The 18,935-nt window shown below is 74.0% G+C and carries 19 protein-coding genes; 8 read left to right on the top strand and 11 right to left on the bottom strand.

All coding sequences use genetic code 11. The annotated features are described in order from the left end of the window. The coding region (locus FM110_RS14470; RefSeq protein ID WP_234991903.1) for a hypothetical protein at positions 1–188 on the top strand (188 nt) is incomplete at its 5' end. A 60-nt stretch (positions 189–248) separates the two neighbouring features. Here FM110_RS14470 and FM110_RS04310 read toward each other — a convergent pair. After that, entirely contained in the window at positions 249–701 is a 453-nt protein-coding gene (locus tag FM110_RS04310) for a hypothetical protein (RefSeq protein ID WP_087103004.1), read from the bottom strand. Positions 702–762: 61 nt separating this feature from the next. Beyond that, the gene (truA, locus tag FM110_RS04305; RefSeq protein ID WP_087103009.1) at positions 763–1,701 is read right to left on the bottom strand and encodes a tRNA pseudouridine(38-40) synthase TruA; all 939 of its coding nucleotides are present in this window, start codon (positions 1,699–1,701) and stop codon (positions 763–765) included. A 245-nt stretch (positions 1,702–1,946) separates the two neighbouring features. Here truA and purD point away from each other — a divergent pair, with 245 nt between their 5' ends. From purD to FM110_RS04290, 3 genes are all read left to right on the top strand, one after another. Continuing rightward, positions 1,947–3,416, top strand: coding sequence for a phosphoribosylamine--glycine ligase (purD, locus tag FM110_RS04300; RefSeq protein ID WP_087103002.1), 1,470 nt, complete (start codon positions 1,947–1,949; stop codon positions 3,414–3,416). A 68-nt stretch (positions 3,417–3,484) separates the two neighbouring features. Next, positions 3,485–4,390, top strand: coding sequence for a phosphoribosylaminoimidazolesuccinocarboxamide synthase (locus tag FM110_RS04295; protein WP_087103000.1), 906 nt, complete (start codon positions 3,485–3,487; stop codon positions 4,388–4,390). A gap of 257 nt (positions 4,391–4,647) precedes the next feature. After that, positions 4,648–6,450 carry an HNH endonuclease signature motif containing protein gene (locus FM110_RS04290; RefSeq protein WP_087102998.1) on the top strand — a complete coding sequence of 601 codons (1,803 nt, stop codon included), beginning with the start codon at positions 4,648–4,650 and terminating at the stop codon, positions 6,448–6,450. A 111-nt stretch (positions 6,451–6,561) separates the two neighbouring features. On the opposite strand, the gene FM110_RS04285 is transcribed toward FM110_RS04290, so the two are convergent. Continuing rightward, complete coding sequence (locus tag FM110_RS04285; RefSeq protein ID WP_087102996.1) at positions 6,562–7,386, bottom strand: MBL fold metallo-hydrolase; 825 nt, start codon at positions 7,384–7,386, stop codon at positions 6,562–6,564. Positions 7,387–7,549: 163 nt separating this feature from the next. On the opposite strand from FM110_RS04285, the gene purS reads away from it, so the two are divergent. The 3 genes from purS to FM110_RS04270 all read left to right on the top strand — a co-directional run bounded on the left by purS (position 7,550) and on the right by FM110_RS04270 (position 10,241). Then, complete coding sequence (purS, locus tag FM110_RS04280) at positions 7,550–7,819, top strand: phosphoribosylformylglycinamidine synthase subunit PurS (RefSeq protein WP_087102994.1); 270 nt, start codon at positions 7,550–7,552, stop codon at positions 7,817–7,819. Further along, positions 7,819–8,544: a phosphoribosylformylglycinamidine synthase subunit PurQ gene (gene purQ, locus FM110_RS04275; RefSeq protein ID WP_087102992.1), complete on the top strand. Its 726-nt coding sequence runs from the start codon at positions 7,819–7,821 to the stop codon at positions 8,542–8,544. Before purS ends, purQ begins: the two co-directional genes overlap by 1 nt. 110 nt (positions 8,545–8,654) lie before the next feature. Next, the gene (locus FM110_RS04270) at positions 8,655–10,241 is read left to right on the top strand and encodes an MDR family MFS transporter (protein ID WP_087102990.1); all 1,587 of its coding nucleotides are present in this window, start codon (positions 8,655–8,657) and stop codon (positions 10,239–10,241) included. Positions 10,242–10,294: 53 nt separating this feature from the next. Here FM110_RS04270 and FM110_RS04265 read toward each other — a convergent pair whose 3' ends face one another. The 8 genes from FM110_RS04265 to FM110_RS04230 form a co-directional block, all read right to left on the bottom strand. Continuing rightward, on the bottom strand, positions 10,295–11,020 hold the full coding sequence (locus FM110_RS04265; protein ID WP_327230402.1) for a deoxynucleoside kinase: 726 nt from the start codon (positions 11,018–11,020) through the stop codon (positions 10,295–10,297). Next, positions 11,017–11,697, bottom strand: coding sequence for a deoxynucleoside kinase (locus FM110_RS04260; RefSeq protein ID WP_200810162.1), 681 nt, complete (start codon positions 11,695–11,697; stop codon positions 11,017–11,019). The genes FM110_RS04265 and FM110_RS04260 overlap by 4 nt, the downstream gene beginning before the upstream one ends. Before the next feature lie 130 nt (positions 11,698–11,827). Continuing rightward, positions 11,828–12,181, bottom strand: coding sequence for a transcriptional regulator (locus tag FM110_RS04255; RefSeq protein ID WP_087102986.1), 354 nt, complete (start codon positions 12,179–12,181; stop codon positions 11,828–11,830). After that, positions 12,178–12,831, bottom strand: a complete 654-nt coding sequence (locus tag FM110_RS04250) for a hypothetical protein (protein ID WP_087102984.1) — start codon at positions 12,829–12,831, stop codon at positions 12,178–12,180. Before FM110_RS04250 ends, FM110_RS04255 begins: the two co-directional genes overlap by 4 nt. A gap of 253 nt (positions 12,832–13,084) precedes the next feature. Beyond that, positions 13,085–14,290, bottom strand: a complete 1,206-nt coding sequence (locus FM110_RS04245) for a methyltransferase (protein ID WP_087102982.1) — start codon at positions 14,288–14,290, stop codon at positions 13,085–13,087. A 75-nt stretch (positions 14,291–14,365) separates the two neighbouring features. Continuing rightward, on the bottom strand, positions 14,366–15,298 hold the full coding sequence (locus FM110_RS04240; RefSeq protein ID WP_087102981.1) for a MaoC family dehydratase: 933 nt from the start codon (positions 15,296–15,298) through the stop codon (positions 14,366–14,368). Beyond that, complete coding sequence (locus FM110_RS04235; RefSeq protein ID WP_087102979.1) at positions 15,295–16,761, bottom strand: SDR family oxidoreductase; 1,467 nt, start codon at positions 16,759–16,761, stop codon at positions 15,295–15,297. Before FM110_RS04235 ends, FM110_RS04240 begins: the two co-directional genes overlap by 4 nt. Before the next feature lies 1 nt (position 16,762). Continuing rightward, entirely contained in the window at positions 16,763–18,127 is a 1,365-nt protein-coding gene (locus FM110_RS04230) for an acetyl-CoA C-acetyltransferase (protein WP_087102977.1), read from the bottom strand. A gap of 72 nt (positions 18,128–18,199) precedes the next feature. On the opposite strand from FM110_RS04230, the gene FM110_RS04225 reads away from it, so the two are divergent. Then, positions 18,200–18,925: a TetR/AcrR family transcriptional regulator gene (locus tag FM110_RS04225; protein ID WP_234991901.1), complete on the top strand. Its 726-nt coding sequence runs from the start codon at positions 18,200–18,202 to the stop codon at positions 18,923–18,925. Positions 18,926–18,935: the final 10 nt, after the last annotated feature.

The following is an 18,935-nucleotide window of genomic DNA, read 5'->3' as shown; positions in this document are numbered from 1 at the left end:
CCCCCCCCCCCCCGCGCTCCGCGTTCCCCATCCGTGGTGAGCAGGACGGGAACCCCGATCCCGAAGAGAACGGCTGCAACCGCCGAGCTCCCGGCGAACAGCAGTGCGCGATCGCTGAGCACATCGATGGCGGTGATCGCGTACCGCGGCTGGACCGCTCCGACGGATGGTTTGCCGAGGCGCGGTAGGGGCCAGGGGACTCGCGAGACCGCCAGCACTCTCATCACGGAGAGCACCGTCGCCGTCCCCTAAACCAGGAGCACATATGGCCACGGCTGGAACGTGGCGAGCCAGCCGTGGGCGGACGGCATGGTCGAATCGAGCACCTGGATGAGCACCCACGAGAACGCAGGGAGAAGCGCGATCCACCGACCTGGGGCCTGCGGCGCCAGGCCGTGCGCCTGGCGAGCATTCCCCCACTGCCCCGACACCCGCCAGTACCCCTCGAGCGCGGCGACGAACCGGCACAGCACGCAGATACCGATGCCGGCGACGACGAGGTATGCGGCAAGGCTGATCCCGGTGGGGAGCGCTCGCGTCGCGAGCATCAGGGGACCGGAGACGACCACCGTCGCACTGGCGAGCACCGCCTCGCGCGCATAGATGCGCCCCATCGCCCGCAGCGTCGCCGCAGGGTCCAGGTCTCGAGGCACGCGCGGCAGCTCGAGCCAGTGCGCCGCGCGGCGCGGATGGACGTTCATGGGAGCCCCTCGACCGAGCCCGTCGTCGGCGTCGGATTCGCGCTGTCCGTCCGCGGTGCGCTCAGTATGCGCCTGTGTCGGGGGCGGCCTGCATCCCTTCGTCCCGCGCGTCCGCTCCGCGCTCTCCTGCATCGGCATCCTGCCCATCGCGCCTCCGCCGCGCCGCCTGCGCCTGCTGGGCGAGCAGCGCGTCGGGCGGGAACTCGACGTGCTCGAGCGTGAGGCCCTCGGGCGGGGCCATGGGTGCGGCGCCGATGCCGCCGCGGGGCGCGGCCTCGCGCGTGCGCGCGGACAGGATCTGCGCGGGCCAGGTCTCCTCGCGCCGCCCCTCCCCCACGGCGATCATCGCGCCCACGAGGGAGCGGACCATGTGGTGGCAGAAGGCATCGGCCTGGACGGTCGCGACCACGAGCCCTTCGTCGCGTCGGCCGCGGGCGGGTCGCTCCCAGGTGAGCTCGTGGAGCGTGCGGATGGTCGTCGCGCCCTCGCGCGGGCGGCAGAACGACAGGAAGTCGTGCTCGCCGTGGAGGGCGGCGCTGGCCCGCGCCATCGCCTCGACGTCGAGGGGGCGCCGATGGCGGAGCACGTCGTGGCGCAGCGGGTCGTGGGCGGAAGGAACGTCGGAGATACGGTAGCGGTAGCGCCGCCAGAGGGCGCCGAAACGGGCGTCGAACTCCGGCGGCACCGGCCGCGCGGCCCGCACGACGACGTCGCGCGGCAGCACGCCCGTCAGCCGGGTGAGCAGGGCCTGGGCGGGGTCGCGGTCCGAGCGGCCGGGCAGGGCGGCGGCGACGGCGGCGGGCAGGTCGAGATGGACGACCTGCCCGCGGGCGTGGACGCCGGTGTCGGTGCGCCCGGCGACGGTCACGGCCAGCGGCGCGCGGCAGACGCGCTCGAGCGCGGCCTCGAGCTCGCCCTGCACCGTGCGCAGGCCGGGCTGAGCGGCCCAGCCGTGGAAGCCGGTGCCGTCGTAGGCGAGGTCCAGGCGCACGCGCAGCATCGACGTGCTCTCCCCCGGGGCGGCGGAGTCGGCATCGACATCAACAGGACGGTGGTCGGACGGCGCGTTCACGGGGCGAGCCTACTGAGCAGGTCCGACGGGCGGGCGACGGCCGCGTCGGCAGCGCGCCCGGACCGGCCCGGCGCGCCGCCGCATCGTCCCTCCCGCGCCCTCTCCTGACTCCTCGTCCGCGCGCTCTCGCCCCAAACCCTCCGCACCTCCCGCCCGGTCGGTACTGTGGGCGCGTGAAGATCCTCGTCATCGGCACGGGCGGCCGCGAGCACGCCATCGTCCGCCGACTCTCCCTCGACTCCCCCGCTCCCGAGCTGCACGCCGCGCCCGGCAACCCGGGCATCGCCGCGCTCGCGCAGTGCCACGACGTCGCCCTCGACGACCTCGACGGCCTCACCGCGCTCGCGACCGAGCTCGCCGCGGACCTCGTCGTCATCGGCCCGGAGGCCCCGCTCGTCGCCGGTCTGGCCGATCGCATGCGCGAGGCGGGCCTGGACGTGTTCGGCCCGTCGGCCGATGCCGCGCGGCTCGAGGGCTCGAAGTCGTGGGCCAAGGAGATCATGGACGCCGCGGGCGTCCCGACGGCCCGCGCCGTGACCGTGTCGGACGTCGACGCTCTCGCGGACGGCCTCGACAGCGTGAACCCCCTGCGCGATGTGCCGTTCGTGGTCAAGGCCGATGGGCTGGCCGCCGGGAAGGGCGTGGTCGTCACCGACGACCACGCTGCGGCGCTCGAGCATGCCCGCGCCTGCATCGAGGCCGGCGGCTCCGTCGTCCTGGAGGAGTACCTCGACGGCCCCGAGGTGTCGCTGTTCTGCGTGTGCGATGGCGAGCGCGTGGTCCCGCTGGCTCCCGCCCAGGACTTCAAGCGGGCTCTGGCGGGCGACGAGGGCCCGAACACCGGCGGCATGGGCGCCTACTCGCCGCTGCCGTGGGCGCCGCCGGGGCTGGTCGCCGAGATCGTCTCCCGCGTGGCCGAGCCGACCGTCGCCGAGCTGTCGCGTCGTGGCATCCCCTTCGTGGGCATCCTCTACTGCGGCCTGGCCCTCACGGCGCGCGGCACCCGCGTGGTCGAGTTCAACGCCCGCTTCGGCGACCCCGAGACCCAGGTGGTCCTCGAGCGCCTCGCCTCCCCGCTGGGCCCGCTGCTCGCGGCCGCCGCCCGCGGCGATCTGCGGGCGGTCGAGGCTCCGACCTGGCACGATGACGCGGCCGTGGCCGTGGTCGTCGCCTCCGAAGGCTACCCGGCGTCGTCCCGCACCGGGGACCCGATCGGCGGGATCGAGACCGCCGAGGCCCTCGGCGCGCACGTGATCCACGCGGGAACCGCCCTGGACGACGACGGACGCCTGCTCAGCGCCGGCGGTCGCGTGCTCGCAGTCGTCGCGACCGGGGCCGATCTCGCTGCGGCGCGGTCGACGGCGCTCGCGGGGGCTGAGGCGATCGACCTCGAGGGCTCGCACTTCCGCCGCGATATCGCCCAGCGCGCCGCCGAGGGGCAGCGGGCCGCCGCGCTCGCGCAGGGTGCGAGCTCCCTCGGCTCAGCGATCCGTGCGGCAGGCACGATGCCGGATGACGCGACGCAGAGCGACGGCGCCGGGCCGACCGACGGCACGACGCAGACGAGCAGAACGACGCGGAGCGATGGCACCGCGACGCAGATCGACGGCACCGCGACGATCGAGCAGGACGCCGGCCGATGAGCATGCGAGACCCGATGAGCATGCGAGAGCCGAAGAGCGCGCGAGACCCGATGAGCGCCCGAGGTCCGATGGCCGAGCCCCTCACGCAGGCCCCCGACCTCGCGGGCTGGGACCGCGCCGTCACCGGCAAGGTGCGCGAGCTGTACGTCCCCGCGGGAGAGGACCCCGCGCACGCCGAGCAGGTGCTCGTCGTCGCGACCGACCGCATCAGCGCCTACGACCATGCCCTGTCCCCCGGGATCCCCGACAAGGGCCGGATCCTCACGGCGATGAGCCTGTTCTGGTTCGAGCAGCTGGCCGACATCGTGCCCTCGCACGTCCTCTCGTCCACCGACGTGCCCGCGGAGGTCGCCGGTCGCGCCCTGCTGTGCCGGGGGCTGGACATGGTGCCGCTCGAATGCGTCGTCCGCGGCTACCTCACCGGGTCGGGTCTCACGGACTACGAGCGCGACGGCGCGGTCGGCGGCCACGAGCTGCCGGCCGGTCTGGTCGAGGCCTCCCGCCTGCCGCGCCCCCTGTTCACCCCGTCGACGAAGGCCGAGCAGGGCGAGCACGACGAGAACATCACCGTCGATACCGCGCGCGAGCGCCTGGGTGCCGAGCTGGTCGACGAGCTCGACCGCCTCACCCGCGCGGTCTACATCCGAGCGCAGGAGGTCGCCGCCGAGCGCGGGATCCTGCTCGCGGACACGAAGCTCGAGTTCGGACACTCGCGGACCGACGGCACCCTGACCCTGGGCGACGAGGTGCTCACCCCGGACTCCTCGCGCTTCTGGTTCGCGGACACCTACCGCGAGGGCGTGGTGCAGCCGAGCCTGGACAAGCAGTACGTGCGCGACTGGCTCACGTCGCCCGCCTCGGGCTGGGACCGCGCGTCGGACGCTCCGCCGCCGGAGCTGCCCGCAGAGGTCGTCGCCGCGACGCGGGAGCGGTACATCGAGGCGTACGAGCGCCTGACGGGGACCACGTTCTGACGGGGCAGCGGAGCGGGGCGCTCAGCCGTTCTGATGGGTGGTCGGCCCGCACTGCCGGGGCCGCGCTCGTGCTCCTGCCCGGTCTCCGTACGCCTTGCCCGTCCGCGCGTCCCCGGCCCCACCTCGGTGCTCCCCGCTCCGTCCCCCGGGCTCCCGCCCCCGTCCTCGCGTTTCCTCCCCACACGAAGTTCTCCACATTCTCGGGCGGACCGTCTGACGGGCTTCGTTCGTCACACCCCTCCGGAAGGATGGGGGACATGGATGAGACGACGGGCGCGCACGACGCGCAGAGGGCCGACGGGGCGCAGAGCCCCGCGCCTCAGCCCGCCTCCGCGCTGCCCGCATCCATCGCCGAGGTCCTGACGGGCGATGCCCTCGCGGACATGGCCGGCGCACTCGGCGTGACGGCACTCGACCCGGGCATCCGGACGCTCGACGCGCCGCTGCTCGCCGAGCTCCTGCACGGCCTCGACGCCGTCCGCTCTGCGCTCGCTGCCCTCGAGGCGCGCACGGTCGTCGCGCTCGACGAGGCTATGCGGGCATCCGAAGGCGAGCAGGGCGTGCCGGAGAGCCGTCGCGGCCGCACCGTCTCGCACGAGGTCGCGATGGCCTCGCGCATCTCCCCGGCCTCGGCCTCACGACGCCTCGGCTCCTCCCGCCGCCTGGTCCGTCACATGCCCCGCCTGTTCCGTGCCCTGGCCTCCGGGCTCATGACCGCCGAGGCGGCGCATGCGGTCGGCCGCTCGGTCGGCGTCCTCGACCCGGCCCAGCGCGCCGACGTCGATGCCGCCCTCGCCGATCACCTCCCCTATCTCGACGGCGCGAGCCCCGGGCAATGGGCCCGCGAGGTCGAGCTCGTGGCGCACCGCCTCGCCCCCGACGAGCATGAGCTGCGGGCCCGTCGCGCTCGCAACGATCGCTCGGTGCGGATCGAGCGCGGCGAGCACGGCATGGCCCACCTGCACGCGCACCTCCCTGCGCTCGACGCGGCGGCGATCCGCAAGCGCCTCGACCTCGAGGCCGAGCACCTCCGCGCCGCGGGGGACCGCCGCGGGCACAGCGTGATCATGGCGGACGTCCTCACGGACACCCTCCTGGGCCGCGACGGCGCGATGGACCCGGTCTCCTTCGACGTCGGCGTCGTCATCACCGACCGCGCGCTCCTGACCCCGGATCGCGCTGACGCGGCGGTGATCGACGGCTACGGCACCGCTCCCGTGAGCGACCTCCTCGAACGCCTCGGCGCGAGCGCCCGCGACGGCGCGACCTGTGCCGGTTCCGCTGCCGGTTCCGGTGCTGGTGCCGGTGCCGGTGCACCCACTGACGGCGCGAGCCCCGACGGCCCGACCCGCGATGTGCTGCGTCGCCTGTTCACGCACCCGACGACGAGCGAGCTCGTGGCCGTCGAGTCCCGCGGCCGGAGCTTCCCGTTGGGCCTGCGCCGCATGATCCGCCTGCGCGATCAGGTGTGCATGGGCCCGTACTGCGGGGCGCCGATCCGACAGATCGATCACGTCGAGGCGGCCTCCGAGGGCGGGCCGACGAGCCTGGCCAACGGCAACGGGCTCTGCGCACGCTGCAACGTCGCCAAGGAGGAGGCGATGCGCAAGGTCACGCGGACCAGTGCAGACGGGAGGAGCACCACCCGCTGGACGAGCCGATTGGGCAGCTCGGCCACCACCTCCCCACCACCGCTCACGGCGCCCGCGGTGCAGCCCGCGAAGCCGGAGTCACGACCCGCGGCGCCGGAGACGCCGACGTCACCATCACGGACGACGGTCTCACCACCGGGTGCGGTCGAGCTCTCCGCGCAGCCTCGACGGGCACCGGATCGAGGGGCTCCGAGTCGACGGACACCGATACCGCCTGCCGTGCCGTCGGAGGGCGACCCGCCCGAGACCGACCAGCCTGCGAGCAGCACGCCCGACGGCAATATGCCCGGCGTCGGGACCGCATCCAGCAGCTTCGACCTTCCCGCGTGGGAGGACGATCCATCCGTCGTGGTCCGGCGGCTCGGCGCCTGGATCACCGGCATCGGGACCGAGCGCCTGCGGCTGTGAACAGCGAGGCGCAGACTGCCGCCGCGCCGCGTCCTGCTGTCCTGTGCGTCCTGCTGTCCAGCATGCCCGGCTGTCCTGCAGCGCTGCCGCCCTGCGGCGTCGGGCGCCCCGTCAGAGCTCGATCACGCGCTCTGCGGGCCAGTCCCGCACCTCCGTCCCCGCGGGGGCGAGAGCGGTGGACTGACGCAGGTAGATCGCGCGCCCCTCGGGGCTGGCGACCGCATCGTGCACAGGCAGCGCGAGCCGCGGTCGCACCTCGCGCAGGAAGTCGATCGTCTCGCGCATCTTGGACCACGGCGCCACCACCGGGAAAGCGAGCGCGTCGATCCCGTGAAAGGCCTCGATGGGCTCGAGGGAGTCCCCGGTAATGCCCAGGCGGGGGCTGGCAGCGCCGTCGCGCCCGCCGGCCCCCGCCTCGGTACCAGCCTCGGCCCCCGCCTCAGCGCCGGCCTCGGTCCCAGCCCCAGTGCCAGCCTCGGTCCCAGCCCCAGTGCCAGCCTCGGACTCGGACTCGTCCTCCGCGACGACCTCGAGCACGTACCCGACGTTCCCCACCCGGGGGATATCCGGGTGGATGACGGCGTGGCGGCCGCCGTGCGCGGAGATCCGCAGGCTCTGGTCGTCCAACCCGGTCAGGATGTGCGCCTGCCCGGCGGCGAGAGGCAGCACGGCCCGCCCGCCGGGCGCCTCCGCGACGAGCGATGCGACCTCCTCGGACGTCTCCGGCTCGGCGATCACCTCGGCCGTCGGATTCGCGGCGAGGAGCACGGCGAGCGCCTCGGGATCCACGTGATCGGGATGCTGATGTGTGATGAGCACGGCGTCGAGGCGCGTCTGCTTCGCGGCGGCGGGGCTGAACCCGCCGGGGTCGACCAGCAGGCGCAGCCCGGCGGCCTCGACCAGCAGGCAGGAATGCAGCAGATGGCGGATCTTCACGGGCCTCTCCTCTTCTTGGCGGGCGCGTCGATGATCGGGGCATCATCGCGCGGATCGTCGGCACATCGAGCCTACGCGGGCGCTCGAGCGCCTGCGCGATCTCGCCCGTAGACTTGCGACCGGCACCCGCGCCACCCGCACTGGCCACCGCACAGGAGAACCCATGCCCCGCGTCGTCGTCCACGTCATGCCCAAGCCCGAGATCCTCGACCCGCAGGGCAAGGCCGTCGCCGGCGCCCTGCCGCGCCTCGGCTTCGACGGCATCTCCTCGGTGCGCCAGGGCAAGCGCTTCGAGCTGGAGGTCGATGGCACGGTCGATGAGGCCGCGCTCGCCCGCATCCGCGAGGCCGCCGAGACCCTCCTGTCCAATCCCGTGATCGAGGACGTCGTCGCGATCGATGTCGCGGACGAGGCCGAGCGGGGCGAGGCCTGATGCGCATCGGCGTCGTCACCTTCCCCGGGACCCTCGACGACCGCGACGCCCTGCGCGCGGTCCGCCTCGCCGGCGCCGAGGGCGTGGCCCTCTGGCACGGGGACGACGATCTCCAGGACGTCGATGCCGTGATCCTCCCCGGCGGCTTCTCCTACGGCGACTACCTGCGCGCCGGCGCGATCAGCCGCTTCGCGCCCGTCATGGAGAAGGTCGTCGACGCCGCGCACGGCGGGATGCCGGTCCTCGGCATCTGCAACGGCTTCCAGATCCTCTGCGAGTCCCACCTGCTGCCGGGGTCGATGATCAAGAACGCCCACCGCGCGTTCATCTGCCGCGATCAGCCGCTGCGCGTCGAGAACAACCGCACCGCCTGGACCACCGCGTACGACGCCGACCAGGTCATCCGCATCCCGCTGAAGAACCAGGACGGCCAGTTCGTCGCCGACCAGCGCACGCTCGAGGAGCTCGAGGCCGAGGGCCGCGTCGTCTTCCGCTACGCCGAGGGCGCGACCCACGGACCGGAGGGCTTCGAGACGAACCCCAACGGCTCGCGCCACGACATCGCCGGCATCACCAATGCGTACGGCAACGTCGTGGGCCTCATGCCCCACCCCGAGCACGCCGTCGAGGCGGGCTTCGGCCCCGACGAGCCCGGCCGCGCCACCCGCACGGGCGTCGACGGGCTGGGCTTCTTCACGAGCGTCATGCGCTCGCTCGTCGCCTGACGCCCAGCGCGGGGGCCTTCCCGCACCCCGCACGACCTGCATCGCCGCGCTCCGCCTCCCGGGGCGTGGCGATGCGCATATCCGGTCGTCGGGCGCCGCACCGCGCCCCTATGCTCGCGACCGTGACGTCCTCCTCCCCCGCTCGGACCGCTCCCGAGCCCGCGCGCCCCGCGCCCGACCACGCTGCGCATCCTGCGCCGGCGCGCCTCGACCCCCGCGACCGCAGCGTCATCACGCTGCTGCTGATCTCCGCGTTCGTCGTGATCCTCAACGAGACGATCCTGTCGGTCGCGCTGCCGCGGATCATGCACGACCTCACGATCGACGCCTCGACCGCGCAGTGGCTCACCACCGCGTTCATGCTCACAATGGCGGTGATCATCCCGATCACCGGCTTCCTCATGCAGCGCCTGACCACCCGGCAGATGTTCTCCACCGCGATGACACTGTTCACCGTCGGCACCGCGATCTGCGCCCTGGCGCCGTCGTTCGTTCCGCTCCTCGCCGGACGCGTCGTGCAGGCCTCCGGGACCGCGATGATGATGCCGCTGCTCATGACGACGGTCATGCAGATCGTCCCGCCCTCGCTGCACGGGCGGGTGATGGGGAACATCTCGATCGTCATCTCCGTCGCGCCCGCGGTCGGCCCCACCGTCTCGGGCCTCGTGCTGTCGGTGCTGCCGTGGCGCTTCCTGTTCGTCCTCGTGCTGCCGATCGCGATCGGCGCCCTCGCCCTCGGCGTCCGCCGCATCGAGAACGTCGGCGAGACCTCGCACACCCGCGTCGACATCCTCTCGGTGCTCCTGTCCGGCATCGGCTTCGGCTCGCTCGTCTACGGCCTGGCCGGTCTCGGCGGCGGCCACGACGCGGCCGCGGCGCAGCACACGTCCTCGACGCCGCTCATCGTCCTCGCCGTCGGGGCGGTCGTGCTCGCGCTCTTCGTGCTGCGCCAGCTCTCCCTGCAGCGCCGCGACGCCGCCCTGCTGGACCTGCGCACCTTCGCCTCGAAGAACTTCGCGCTGTCCGTCATCCTCATGGTGCTGATGATGGGCGCGATGTTCGGGATGATCGTCCTGCTGCCGATCTACGCCCAGTCGGTCCTGGGCCTGGGGACCGTGCAAGTGGGCCTGATGCTGCTGCCCGGCGGTCTCGTCATGGGTCTCGCGGCCCCGGTCGTGGGTCGCCTGTACGACCGCTTCGGCCCGCGCCCCCTGCTCGTCCCGGGGCTCCTGCTGGTCGTGACCGGCATGCTCGTGCTCTCGAGGATCGGCACGGAGACGACGCCGCTGCTGATCGTCGGCGGCCACCTGCTCATCTCCGTCGGGCTGGCCTGCGTGTTCACCCCGCTGTTCACCAATGCCCTGGGCTCGCTGCGGCCCCAGCTCATGAGCCACGGCTCCGCGATCGTCGGCACGGTCCAGCAGGTCGCGGGCGCGGCCGGGACCGCCGTCATGGTCGCGCTCATGGTCGCCGGCTCCGCGGCCGCGCAGGCCGATGGGGCGACACCGGCCGAGGGCATCGTCCACGGCACCGCGACGGTCTTCCTGATCGGCGCCGGGCTCGCGCTGGGCTCCGCGGTGATCGCCCTGTTCGTCACCCGCAACCCGGGCGAGGGCGGAGCGCCCGGGACCGGGTCCGAGGACGCGCTGGAGCCGGAGCACGAGCCGGGCCAGGGGCGGGCCGCGACGGCGCACTGAGAGCGCCGGGGCGCCATCAGCCCCGCTCAGCGCCGCCGCGCCGACAGCCCCGCTCAGCGCCGCCGCGGATCCGCCGCCCGGTGCGTCGCGATCGTGCGCGAGATGGTCGCGATGAGGGGGTCCAGCGTCTGCGGCCCCTCGTCGAGGTCGTACTCGGAGACGTCGACGCGGACGACGGGGCACGCGCTGAACGTCGAGATCCAGCTCTCGTAGCGCTCGTGCAGGGCACGCCAGTAGGCGGTGTCGGTCTCGACCTCCATCGCGCGGCCGCGGCGCTCGATGCGCTCGAGCACGCCGTCGAGGTCGCTCGTGAGGTGGATCAGCACGTCCGGCGGCGCGAAGTACGGCGTCATGACCATCGCCCGGAAGAGGTCGGAGTAGGTGCGATGGTCCTCGGGGCTCATCGTCCCCTGCTCGGCGTGCATCGCGGCGAAGATGTCGACGTCCTCGTAGATCGAGCGGTCCTGCACGAAGCCGCCGCCGTGCTCGAACATCCTCTTGTGCTCGCGGAACCGCTCGGCGAGGAAGAAGATCTGCAGGTGGAAGCTCCAGCGCTCGAAGTCGGCGTAGAACCGCTCGAGGTACGGGTTCTCCTCGACGTTTTCGAAGGAGGTCCGGAAGCCGAGCCGCTCGGCGAGCGCCGCCGTGAGCGTCGACTTCCCGATGCCCACCGTCCCCGCGATCGTGATGATCGCATCGCGCGGGATCGCCGCCTCACCCATCGCATGCGGGTCCATCGACCGCGGGGCCATCGACCGCTGCCTGATCCGCTCGGTCATCGTGCCCTCCGCGCCTCTCGTGCCGTCGCCTCGATCCGCGAGCGGATCGCCGCGAAGTCCGCCTCGTCGCCGAGGATGTCCGTATCCGTCACGTCGATGCGCACGACGGCCTCGCCCGCCGCCCGCATCGTCTCCGCGAGCTGCTCGTAGTCCTCGCGCAGGCCCTGCAGGTAGTCGTCGGCGATCTGCGTCTCGAAGTCCCGCCCGCGCTCGGCGATGCGGCGTCGCAGCACGGGCAGCTCGGCGTCGAGGAAGACGGTCAGGTCCGGCATCGGCAGGTCCTCGACGAGGACGTCGTAGACGCGCACGAGGCGGTCGTGCTCGGCCGGCGAGAGCGTGCGGCGCGCGAAGACCAGGTTCTTGCGCAGGTGGAAGTCGGCGACGACGCCGCGGGGGTTCCCCGCGACATCCCGCAGCTGCGTGTAGCGGCTGGTCAGGAAGAACATCTCGGTCTGGAAGGCCCAGCGCGGGATATCGGCGTAGAAGTCCGCGAGGAAGGGGTTCTCGCCCACGATCTCGCGCTCGGCGCGCAGGCCGCAGGTCTCCGCGAGGCGGCGCATCAGGGTCGTCTTGCCGACCCCGATCGGGCCCTCGACGGCGATGAACAGGTCGCTGAGCCCAGGTCCGACGGCAGGGATCCCAGAGACCGCTGACAGCTCCCCGAACGGTGGCTCCACGGACACCTCCACACCTCTCGACACGATCGGCAAGCCTACGTCCGCCCGCTCGGGAGAGCGCTCCCGGGCGGGCGGAACGGAGCGCAGATCACGCACGGCAGAGTCCTCGTCCGCGCCCGGGGCGCGACGGTCAGGCGTCCCCGACGATCGCGCGCATCGCCTCGAGGTGGCGCTTCCAGCGCCGCAGCCCATCGGCCGTCAGCGAGAGCGTCGTGCGCGGGCGCTTGCCGACGAACGACTTCGCCGCGCGCACGAGGCCGCCGGTCTCGAGCTCGGCGATCTGCTTGGACAGGACCGAGTCGCTCACGGCCAGCTCGTCGCGCAGGTCGCCGAAGGGAAGGGACTCGACGGCGGCGAGCGCCGCGACGATCGAGAAGCGGACCGGGTGGGACAGCGTCGGCTCGAGCGCGAACCGGGGGTGTTCGCCCTGGCTGCCCTTCCCCTGCACGATCCCGTCCTCCGCGTTCCCGACCCGGGCGGTCATCGGGCGCCGCCCGTCTCCGCGCCGCGCTCCGTCGGCGCTCGGCGGGCCGCGACGGTCGATGCCTCCGGGGCGAGCGCGCCGACGAAGAGGGCCAGGAACAGCGGACCGATGACGAGCACGAGCGAGGACTCGGCCACGAGCACGCCGACGATCCACAGCACGGCCCAGGCCCCCATGAGCAGGAGCCAGCGGCGGCCCAGGCCCCGGCGCCAGCGATCCCGGAACAGCAGGGTCGGCAGGATCGAGACGGCGACCCAGGCGAGGGTCGCGATGAGCACCGCGAGCTTGCCGTCGAAACCGGGCGTGGGGCCCAGACGGGAGACGAGGTGGAGGCCGAGGGTGCTCATCGTCCCGAGCACGCACAGCATCCCGTAGGTGATGAAGGCGGCGGGGACGGCGGTCGGCACGGAGCGGCCGCGCTGCTCCGCCTCGGCGAGGCGGCGCCGAGCGGTCTCCGCGTCGAGCGGCAGACCGAGGTCGATCGGCGCGGGATGCGGTGCACCGTGCGGCAGGCGGCCAGCGGCGGGGGCCGGGTCGGCGGCGGCCGAGTCGGGCGAGACCGGGCCGGCTGCGACGGGGGCACCGGGGGCCGGGTCGCCCGGGATCCGGTCAGCGGGAGCGGCGGGGCGGTGGTCGGGCGACGGGCTCATGGCGATCCTCTCTGAGCGGGCGCGTCCAGGTGGGACAGCGATCGTCGGCAGGATTCCTCGGGCGACGACACAGCCATCACATCAAGTACTTTCCAGTTCGTCAAGTACTTTCCAGGCGATTGCGGTCGACAGCGCCAGCCGCCCGCCCCCAAGACGTCCGACCCGCGCCCCCGGCGTCTGGTCTCAGGAGTCTGGTCTCAGGCGTCTGGGGTGTGGTTTCTGGGGTGTGGCGTCCGGCGTCGATCATCTGGCCTCACACCGTCGGCACCTCCGCGCTCAGCACCGTGAACCGTCGGTCGCGCGCTCGCTGGCGGACGGGGCCGATCCGGTCGGCCACCTCGTCGCGGTAGCGCAGGAGGGAGTTGTGGACCAGCCACAGCTGTCCGCCCGGGCGCAGCACGCGCCCGGCCGCATCCAGGAGCTCCTGCACGAGCGTCGCGTCCACGGCGGTGCCGTCGTGGAAGGGCGGGTTCAGGACCACGAGGTCGGCGCCGGCGTCCGCCGCGTCGGCCAGTGAGACCTCCCAGACGACGTCGACGCCCTCCCGGGCGAGGCCGGACGCCTCGAGCGTCGCGCGCGTCGCGGCGACCGCGTCGGCATCGTCGTCGCTCGCCCGGAGCCGTGCCTGCGGCAGGGCGTGGGCGAGCCACGCGGTGAGCAACCCGTTGCCGCAGCCGAGGTCGACGGCGCTCTCGATCGCCGCGGGTTCCAGGGAGCCGTCGAGGAGGGCCGCGTCGAGGGCGTCGAGCAGGAGGAGCGAGCCGGCGTCGGCCGAGGCCCCGCCGAACACCCCGCCGATCCCGCGCAGCGACACCGGGCGCGATGCCCCGGCGACGCGGATCTCGAGCTCGTGCGCGGCGACCGCGGGCCGCGTCGGGGCCGCCTGCTCGCCGCGCGGACCGCTTGCCACCAGCGCCCGGGACTTGCCCAGCCCGCGCGTGGCCCGGACCTCGCGGTGGGTCGTGGCCAGGACATCGTTCTGGGAGCGCGTCATGTGCTTCACGCGCCCGCCCGCGATCACCACCGGCACCGCGCGCAGCTCGAGCATCCGCGCCTGCAGGGCGGCGAGGGACTTGGGCAGGCGCATCAGGGCGCAGCGGGCATCGGCGAGCGCGTCAGGATCAGCACCCGACCCCTGCAGGTCCGACCCCTGCAGGTCCGGCCCGGGCAGATCCAGCCCCTGGAGGTCCAGCCCCGGGAGCACGAGGCGGCCGCCGTCGCGCTCGGGGCCGAAGGTCGCGGCGAGCGCCTCGAGAGCGCCGCGCGACATGTCGAGGGCGATCACCCGATCGCCTCCATCTCCCACCGCCTCGAGCGCGGCGCGCACGAGCGCGCCGGTCGCATCGCCGAGGACGACCACGTCCCCGGTGCCGGCGAGCGCGCCGATCTCCTCGGCCTCGCGCAGGATCACGCGGTCGGTCTGGTCAGGCGAATCGGGGGCGAGAGCGGTGGGCTGCATCCTCCGAGGGTATGCGGCGCTCAGTGCAGCTGCGCCGGGACAGCACCCTGCCCCGGCGCATCTCACCCCAGCGTCTCACCCCAGCGTCGTGACGCTCACCGCGAAGCAGCGTCGCGGGCCCTTCTGGTCGCGCCCCGGTCGCCACCCGACGCAGCGCGTCACGGCTCCCGCTCCCCCGTCGCTCGCGCCCTCGGGCTCGAAGCCGACGAGCACGGTGCCCGGCAGCGTCACGGGCGCATCGAACTCGACGTCCCAGCGCAGCGGGCGCCGCAGGTCCACGCGGGCCTCGGTGAACGCGCGCGAGGCCGTGTGCATACCGTGGGCGATCGCGCGGGGGAACCCGAAGGCCCGCGCGCTGAGGGCGGACAGGTGGATGGGGTTGGCGTCCCCGGACACCTCGGCGTAGCGGCGACCGGTATCGGCGCCGAGCGTCCAGCGCCCCGTCGGCACCGGCGGCACGAACTCGCGGCGCGGCGCCTCCGCCGTGCGCGACGCCCCCGCCGCTGCGCTCTCAGCCCCTGCGCGCTCTGCCTCCGCCGCTCCGCCGCCGCGGGCCAGGTACGTCGACACGTCGGTCGCGATGATCTCGCCGTCGACGCGGATCGTCGTCACGGCCTCGAACGTGCGCCCCTTACGGTGGGGCCGAAGGTTGCGCACCGAGGCCTCGACGTCCACGAGCTCCCCCACCCGCACCGGGCGGTGCTGCAGCAGGGAGTTGCGCAGGTGCACGAGCCCGAGCAGCGGCGCGGGGAACGTCGGGCGGGCCATGAGCGCGAGCGTCACCGGGAACGCGAGCACGTGCAGCACGCCCGGGTGGACCAGGTCGGTCGCGGGACCGCCCATGAGGTGGTCGAAGGCCGCCGCGCGCTCGGGGTCGATGCGCACCCGGCGCACCCGATAGGCCTCGCTCGGCAGCGTGGCTGAGCGCCGGACGCCGGGGCGCGGGGTGAGAGCGGCCGCGTAGATCGCCGGGAACGAGGGGACGTCGGACAGCTCGCGCACGCTCATCGGCCCACCAGGTTCTGTCCGCACACCCGCAGGGTCTCACCCCGCACGCCGCCCGCGGGCGGCGAGGCGAGGAACGCGACGGCCTCGGCCACGTCCTCGGGGCGCCCGCCCTGCTGCAGCGAGTTCACGCGCCGGGCGACCTCGCGCCGCAGGGCGGGGATGCGCGCGGTCATCTCCGTCTCGATGAAGCCGGGGGCGACGGCGTTGGCCGTGCCGCCGACGCCCTCGAGCCGGCGGGCCAGCGCCGGCATGAACGTGATCACCCCGGCCTTCGAGGCCGCGTAGTTGGTCTGGCCGCGGTTGCCGGCGATGCCGCTGGTGGAGGCGAGCGACACGAAGCGCGGGGCCGAGCCCAGCACGCCCCCGCCGTCGGAATCGGCACCGCCGTCACCGCCGCCGTCACCGCCAACGTCCTGGCCGGCCGCGAGCAGGGCGTCGTCGATCGCGATCTGGCTGGAGAGGTTCACCGCCATCACCGGGTCCCAGCGGTCGCCGGTCATGTTCGCCAGCAGCTTGTCGCGCGTGATGCCCGCGTTGTGCACGACGATGTCCAGGACCAGCCCCTGCTCCCGGCAGAAGGCGACCAGCCGCTCCCCCGCATCGGGCGCGGTCACGTCCAGCTGGAGCGGGACGGCGCGCAGCTCATTGGCCAGGCGCGCGAGATCGGTGCCCGCGGCGGGCACGTCGAGCAGGACCACGCGCGCGCCGTCGGCCGCGAGCGTGCGGGCGATCGCCGCACCGATGCCGCGGGCAGCGCCGGTGACGAGCGCCGTGCGGTCCGCGAGCGGGCGCTCCCAGTCCTCGGGCAGCGCGCCGTCGACGGAGGCCACCGTGAGCAGCTGGCCGTCGATGAAGGCGCTGCGGGCCGACAGCAGGAAGCGCAGCGCGCCGACCACTCCGGGGGCGTCAAGCGGCACGCCGTCGGCGGCGAGGATCCCGTTGGCCGTCGCGCCGCGGCGGACCTCGTGGCCGAGCGAGCGCACGAGGCCCTCGACGGCGCCGCGGGCCGCCTCGGTCGCACCGTCCTGATCGCCGCCGGTCGCGGGGCGCGAGATCGTGACGATCCGCCCGCCGGGTCGGAGCCGACGCAGGGTGCTCGCGAGCGCGAGGGAGGGCTCGGACAGGTCCCCCGGCGCGGAGAGCTCGTCGAGGACCACGACGACCGAGCCGATGGCGTCGAGGTCCTCGGCGCGTCGCCGCACGTCGGCGTCCCAGCCCAGGAGGGTCTCGGCGACCTGGTCGGCGCCGGCGGTGGCCCCGAGCACGACGACGGGGTCGAGCACGGGGGCCTCGCGGTCGGCGCGGCGCGGCAGGCGCGGCGGCTGCGGGAGACCGAGGCGTGTTGTCACAGCCCGCCCGGGCGCGGTGCGCACGAGACGGCCGTAGGGATCAGCGGCGCCGCGGGATGCGCCGCCCCGGGACGCGGTGCCGCGAGCGGCGGAGGTGCTGCGCGGAGTGCTCATATCAGGCCTTCCCGTCGGACTCGAGGAGGGCGACCGTGCCCTGGCCGCCGGCGGCGCAGATCGACACGAGGCCGCGCTGGGTGCGTCCCGTCTCGACGGCGCGCGCGTGCAGGAGCTTGGCGAGGGTCGCGACGATGCGTCCGCCCGTCGCCGCGAAGGGGTGCCCCGCGGCGAGCGAGGACCCGGCGATGTTCAGGCGCGAGCGGTCGACGGTCCCGAACGCGCCGTCGCGGCCCAGGCGCTCGCGGCCGAACTCCTCGGACTCCCAGGCGGCGAGGGTGGCGAGCACGGTCGCCGCAAAGGCCTCGTGGATCTCGACCAGATCGAGATCGGCGAGGGTGAGACCGTTCGCGTCGAGCAGCTCGGGGACCGCGTAGGCGGGCGCCATCAGCAGGCCCTCCTCGCCGTGGACGAAGTCGACGGCCGCCGAGCGGGCGTCGACGAGGCGCGCCAGCGGTGCGAGCCCCCGTTCCTGGGCCCACTCCCGCGAGCCGAGGAGCACGGCGCTCGCGCCGTCGGACAGCGGCGTCGAGGTCGCGGCCGTCATCGTCGGCTCGGCGACCTCCGGGGAGCGCACCCCGAAGACGGGCTTCAGCGACGCGAGCTTCTCGGGCGTGGAGTCCGGGCGCAGGTTCTCATCGCGGGCGAGGCCCCGGTAGCCGCTCACGAGGTCGTCGAGCAGGCCGCTGTCGTAGGCGGCGGCGAGGCTGCGATGCGATGCGAGCGCGAGCTCCTCCTGCGCCTGGCGGGTGATGCCCCAGCGGGCGGCGGTGAGCGCCTGGTGCTCCCCCATCGACAGCCCGGTGCGGGCCTCCGCGTTGCGGGGCGGCTGGGGCGCGAGGTCCGCGGGGCGGATCGCCGCCAGGGCGCGCAGCCGCTGGGCGGGGGTCTTCGCGGCGCTCACGCGGTGGAGGATGCGGCGCAGGCGGTCGGACACCTCGATCGGGGCGTCGGAGGCGGAGTCGACGCCGCAGGCGATCGCGGAGTCGATCTGGCCCAGGCGGATCGCGTTGGAGGCGTGGACGACGGTCTCCAGGCCCGTCGCGCAGGCCTTCGACAGGTCGATCGCGGGGGTGCGGGGGGACAGCGGCGTCCCGAGCGCGCTCTCGCGGGTCAGGTTGAGGTCCGCGGCGCGCTTGAGCACGGCGCCGCCAGCGACGACGCCGAGGCGCTCGTCCTGCAGGCCGAAGCGGGCGACGAGCCCGTCGAGGGCGGCGGTCAGGAGATCCTGCGCGGAGACCCCGGCGTAGGCGCCGCCGCTGCGGGCGAAGGGGATGCGGTTGCCGCCGAGGACGAAGGCGTCGCGGACGGGGGAATCGCTGGCGGCGCCGTCGCGGTGCGGGGCGGCGGGGGCGGTATCGGTCACGGGTCATGCCTCTCCGGGCGGCGGATGCCGACCCTTTACATCGGACCAGGGGTACTTGATACCCTAGGTTTCGTGAACCAGGACACGCAAGCCCCCGCCGTCGGCCCCCTCGCCGATCCCGGCCTCCTGCCCGAGGCGGAGCCCGGCACGATGCTCGGGACCGCACCGGACGCTGCGGCGGCCGTCGACGGTCGCTCGGCCCGCTGGGCCGAGCACCGCGAGCGCCGGCGGGCCGAGATGCTCGACGTCGCGCGCCGCCTGATCCACGCCCAGGGCCCCGACGTCACGATGGAGGACATCGCGGCCGCCTCCGGCACCTCGAAGTCGATCGTCTACCGCTACTTCACCGACAAGGCGCAGCTGCAGCGCGCGATCGGCATGCACATCCTCACCGGTATGCATCGCCGCCTCGTCGCCGAGGTCGCCCAGGTGGAGGCCGACCCGGCGCGCACCGTCGGCCCCGCCGAGCGGATCCACGCGATGATCGCGGCCTACGTCGACGCCGCCGAGAAGTCGCCGAACGTGTACCGCTTCATCACCCGCCCGAGCGAGGGCCTGAACCACTTCCTCGCCTCCGTCGCCCGCCTGGTCGCCACCGCGGTGCCCGCGGGCACCGACCCGCGCCTGGCCGCCGTCTGGGCCGCGGGCGCCGTCGGCTTCGTCCAGGGCGCCGTCGACCGCTGGATGGCCGATGCCGGCGATGAGCCAGGCGACGAGGCTCTCGGTGAGCTCGTCGGGCGTGGGACGGGACGGGGACGCTGTCCCTTATACACATCACCGCGCCCACGAGACGCGTAGTAATCTCGAA

The sequence above is a fragment of the Brachybacterium nesterenkovii genome, from assembly GCF_900163655.1.
Lineage (GTDB): Bacteria > Actinomycetota > Actinomycetes > Actinomycetales > Dermabacteraceae > Brachybacterium > Brachybacterium nesterenkovii.
This window is presented reverse-complemented; position numbering and strand designations above follow the sequence as displayed.

What these genes read in the sequence shown, in the direction of transcription:
- FM110_RS04310 (WP_087103004.1), bottom strand. Translation starts at nt 701, where the DNA reads ATGAACGTCCATCCGCGCCGCGCGGCGCACTGGCTCGAGCTGCCGCGC.
- truA (WP_087103009.1), bottom strand. Translation starts at nt 1,701, where the DNA reads ATGCTGCGCGTGCGCCTGGACCTCGCCTACGACGGCACCGGCTTCCAC.
- FM110_RS04295 (WP_087103000.1), top strand. Translation starts at nt 3,485, where the DNA reads ATGGCCGAGCCCCTCACGCAGGCCCCCGACCTCGCGGGCTGGGACCGC.
- FM110_RS04290 (WP_087102998.1), top strand. Translation starts at nt 4,648, where the DNA reads ATGGATGAGACGACGGGCGCGCACGACGCGCAGAGGGCCGACGGGGCG.
- purS (WP_087102994.1), top strand. Translation starts at nt 7,550, where the DNA reads ATGCCCCGCGTCGTCGTCCACGTCATGCCCAAGCCCGAGATCCTCGAC.
- purQ (WP_087102992.1), top strand. Translation starts at nt 7,819, where the DNA reads ATGCGCATCGGCGTCGTCACCTTCCCCGGGACCCTCGACGACCGCGAC.
- FM110_RS04270 (WP_087102990.1), top strand. Translation starts at nt 8,655, where the DNA reads ATGCTCGCGACCGTGACGTCCTCCTCCCCCGCTCGGACCGCTCCCGAG.
- FM110_RS04265 (WP_327230402.1), bottom strand. Translation starts at nt 11,020, where the DNA reads ATGACCGAGCGGATCAGGCAGCGGTCGATGGCCCCGCGGTCGATGGAC.
- FM110_RS04255 (WP_087102986.1), bottom strand. Translation starts at nt 12,181, where the DNA reads ATGACCGCCCGGGTCGGGAACGCGGAGGACGGGATCGTGCAGGGGAAG.
- FM110_RS04250 (WP_087102984.1), bottom strand. Translation starts at nt 12,831, where the DNA reads ATGAGCCCGTCGCCCGACCACCGCCCCGCCGCTCCCGCTGACCGGATC.
- FM110_RS04245 (WP_087102982.1), bottom strand. Translation starts at nt 14,290, where the DNA reads ATGCAGCCCACCGCTCTCGCCCCCGATTCGCCTGACCAGACCGACCGC.
- FM110_RS04240 (WP_087102981.1), bottom strand. Translation starts at nt 15,298, where the DNA reads ATGAGCGTGCGCGAGCTGTCCGACGTCCCCTCGTTCCCGGCGATCTAC.
- FM110_RS04235 (WP_087102979.1), bottom strand. Translation starts at nt 16,761, where the DNA reads ATGAGCACTCCGCGCAGCACCTCCGCCGCTCGCGGCACCGCGTCCCGG.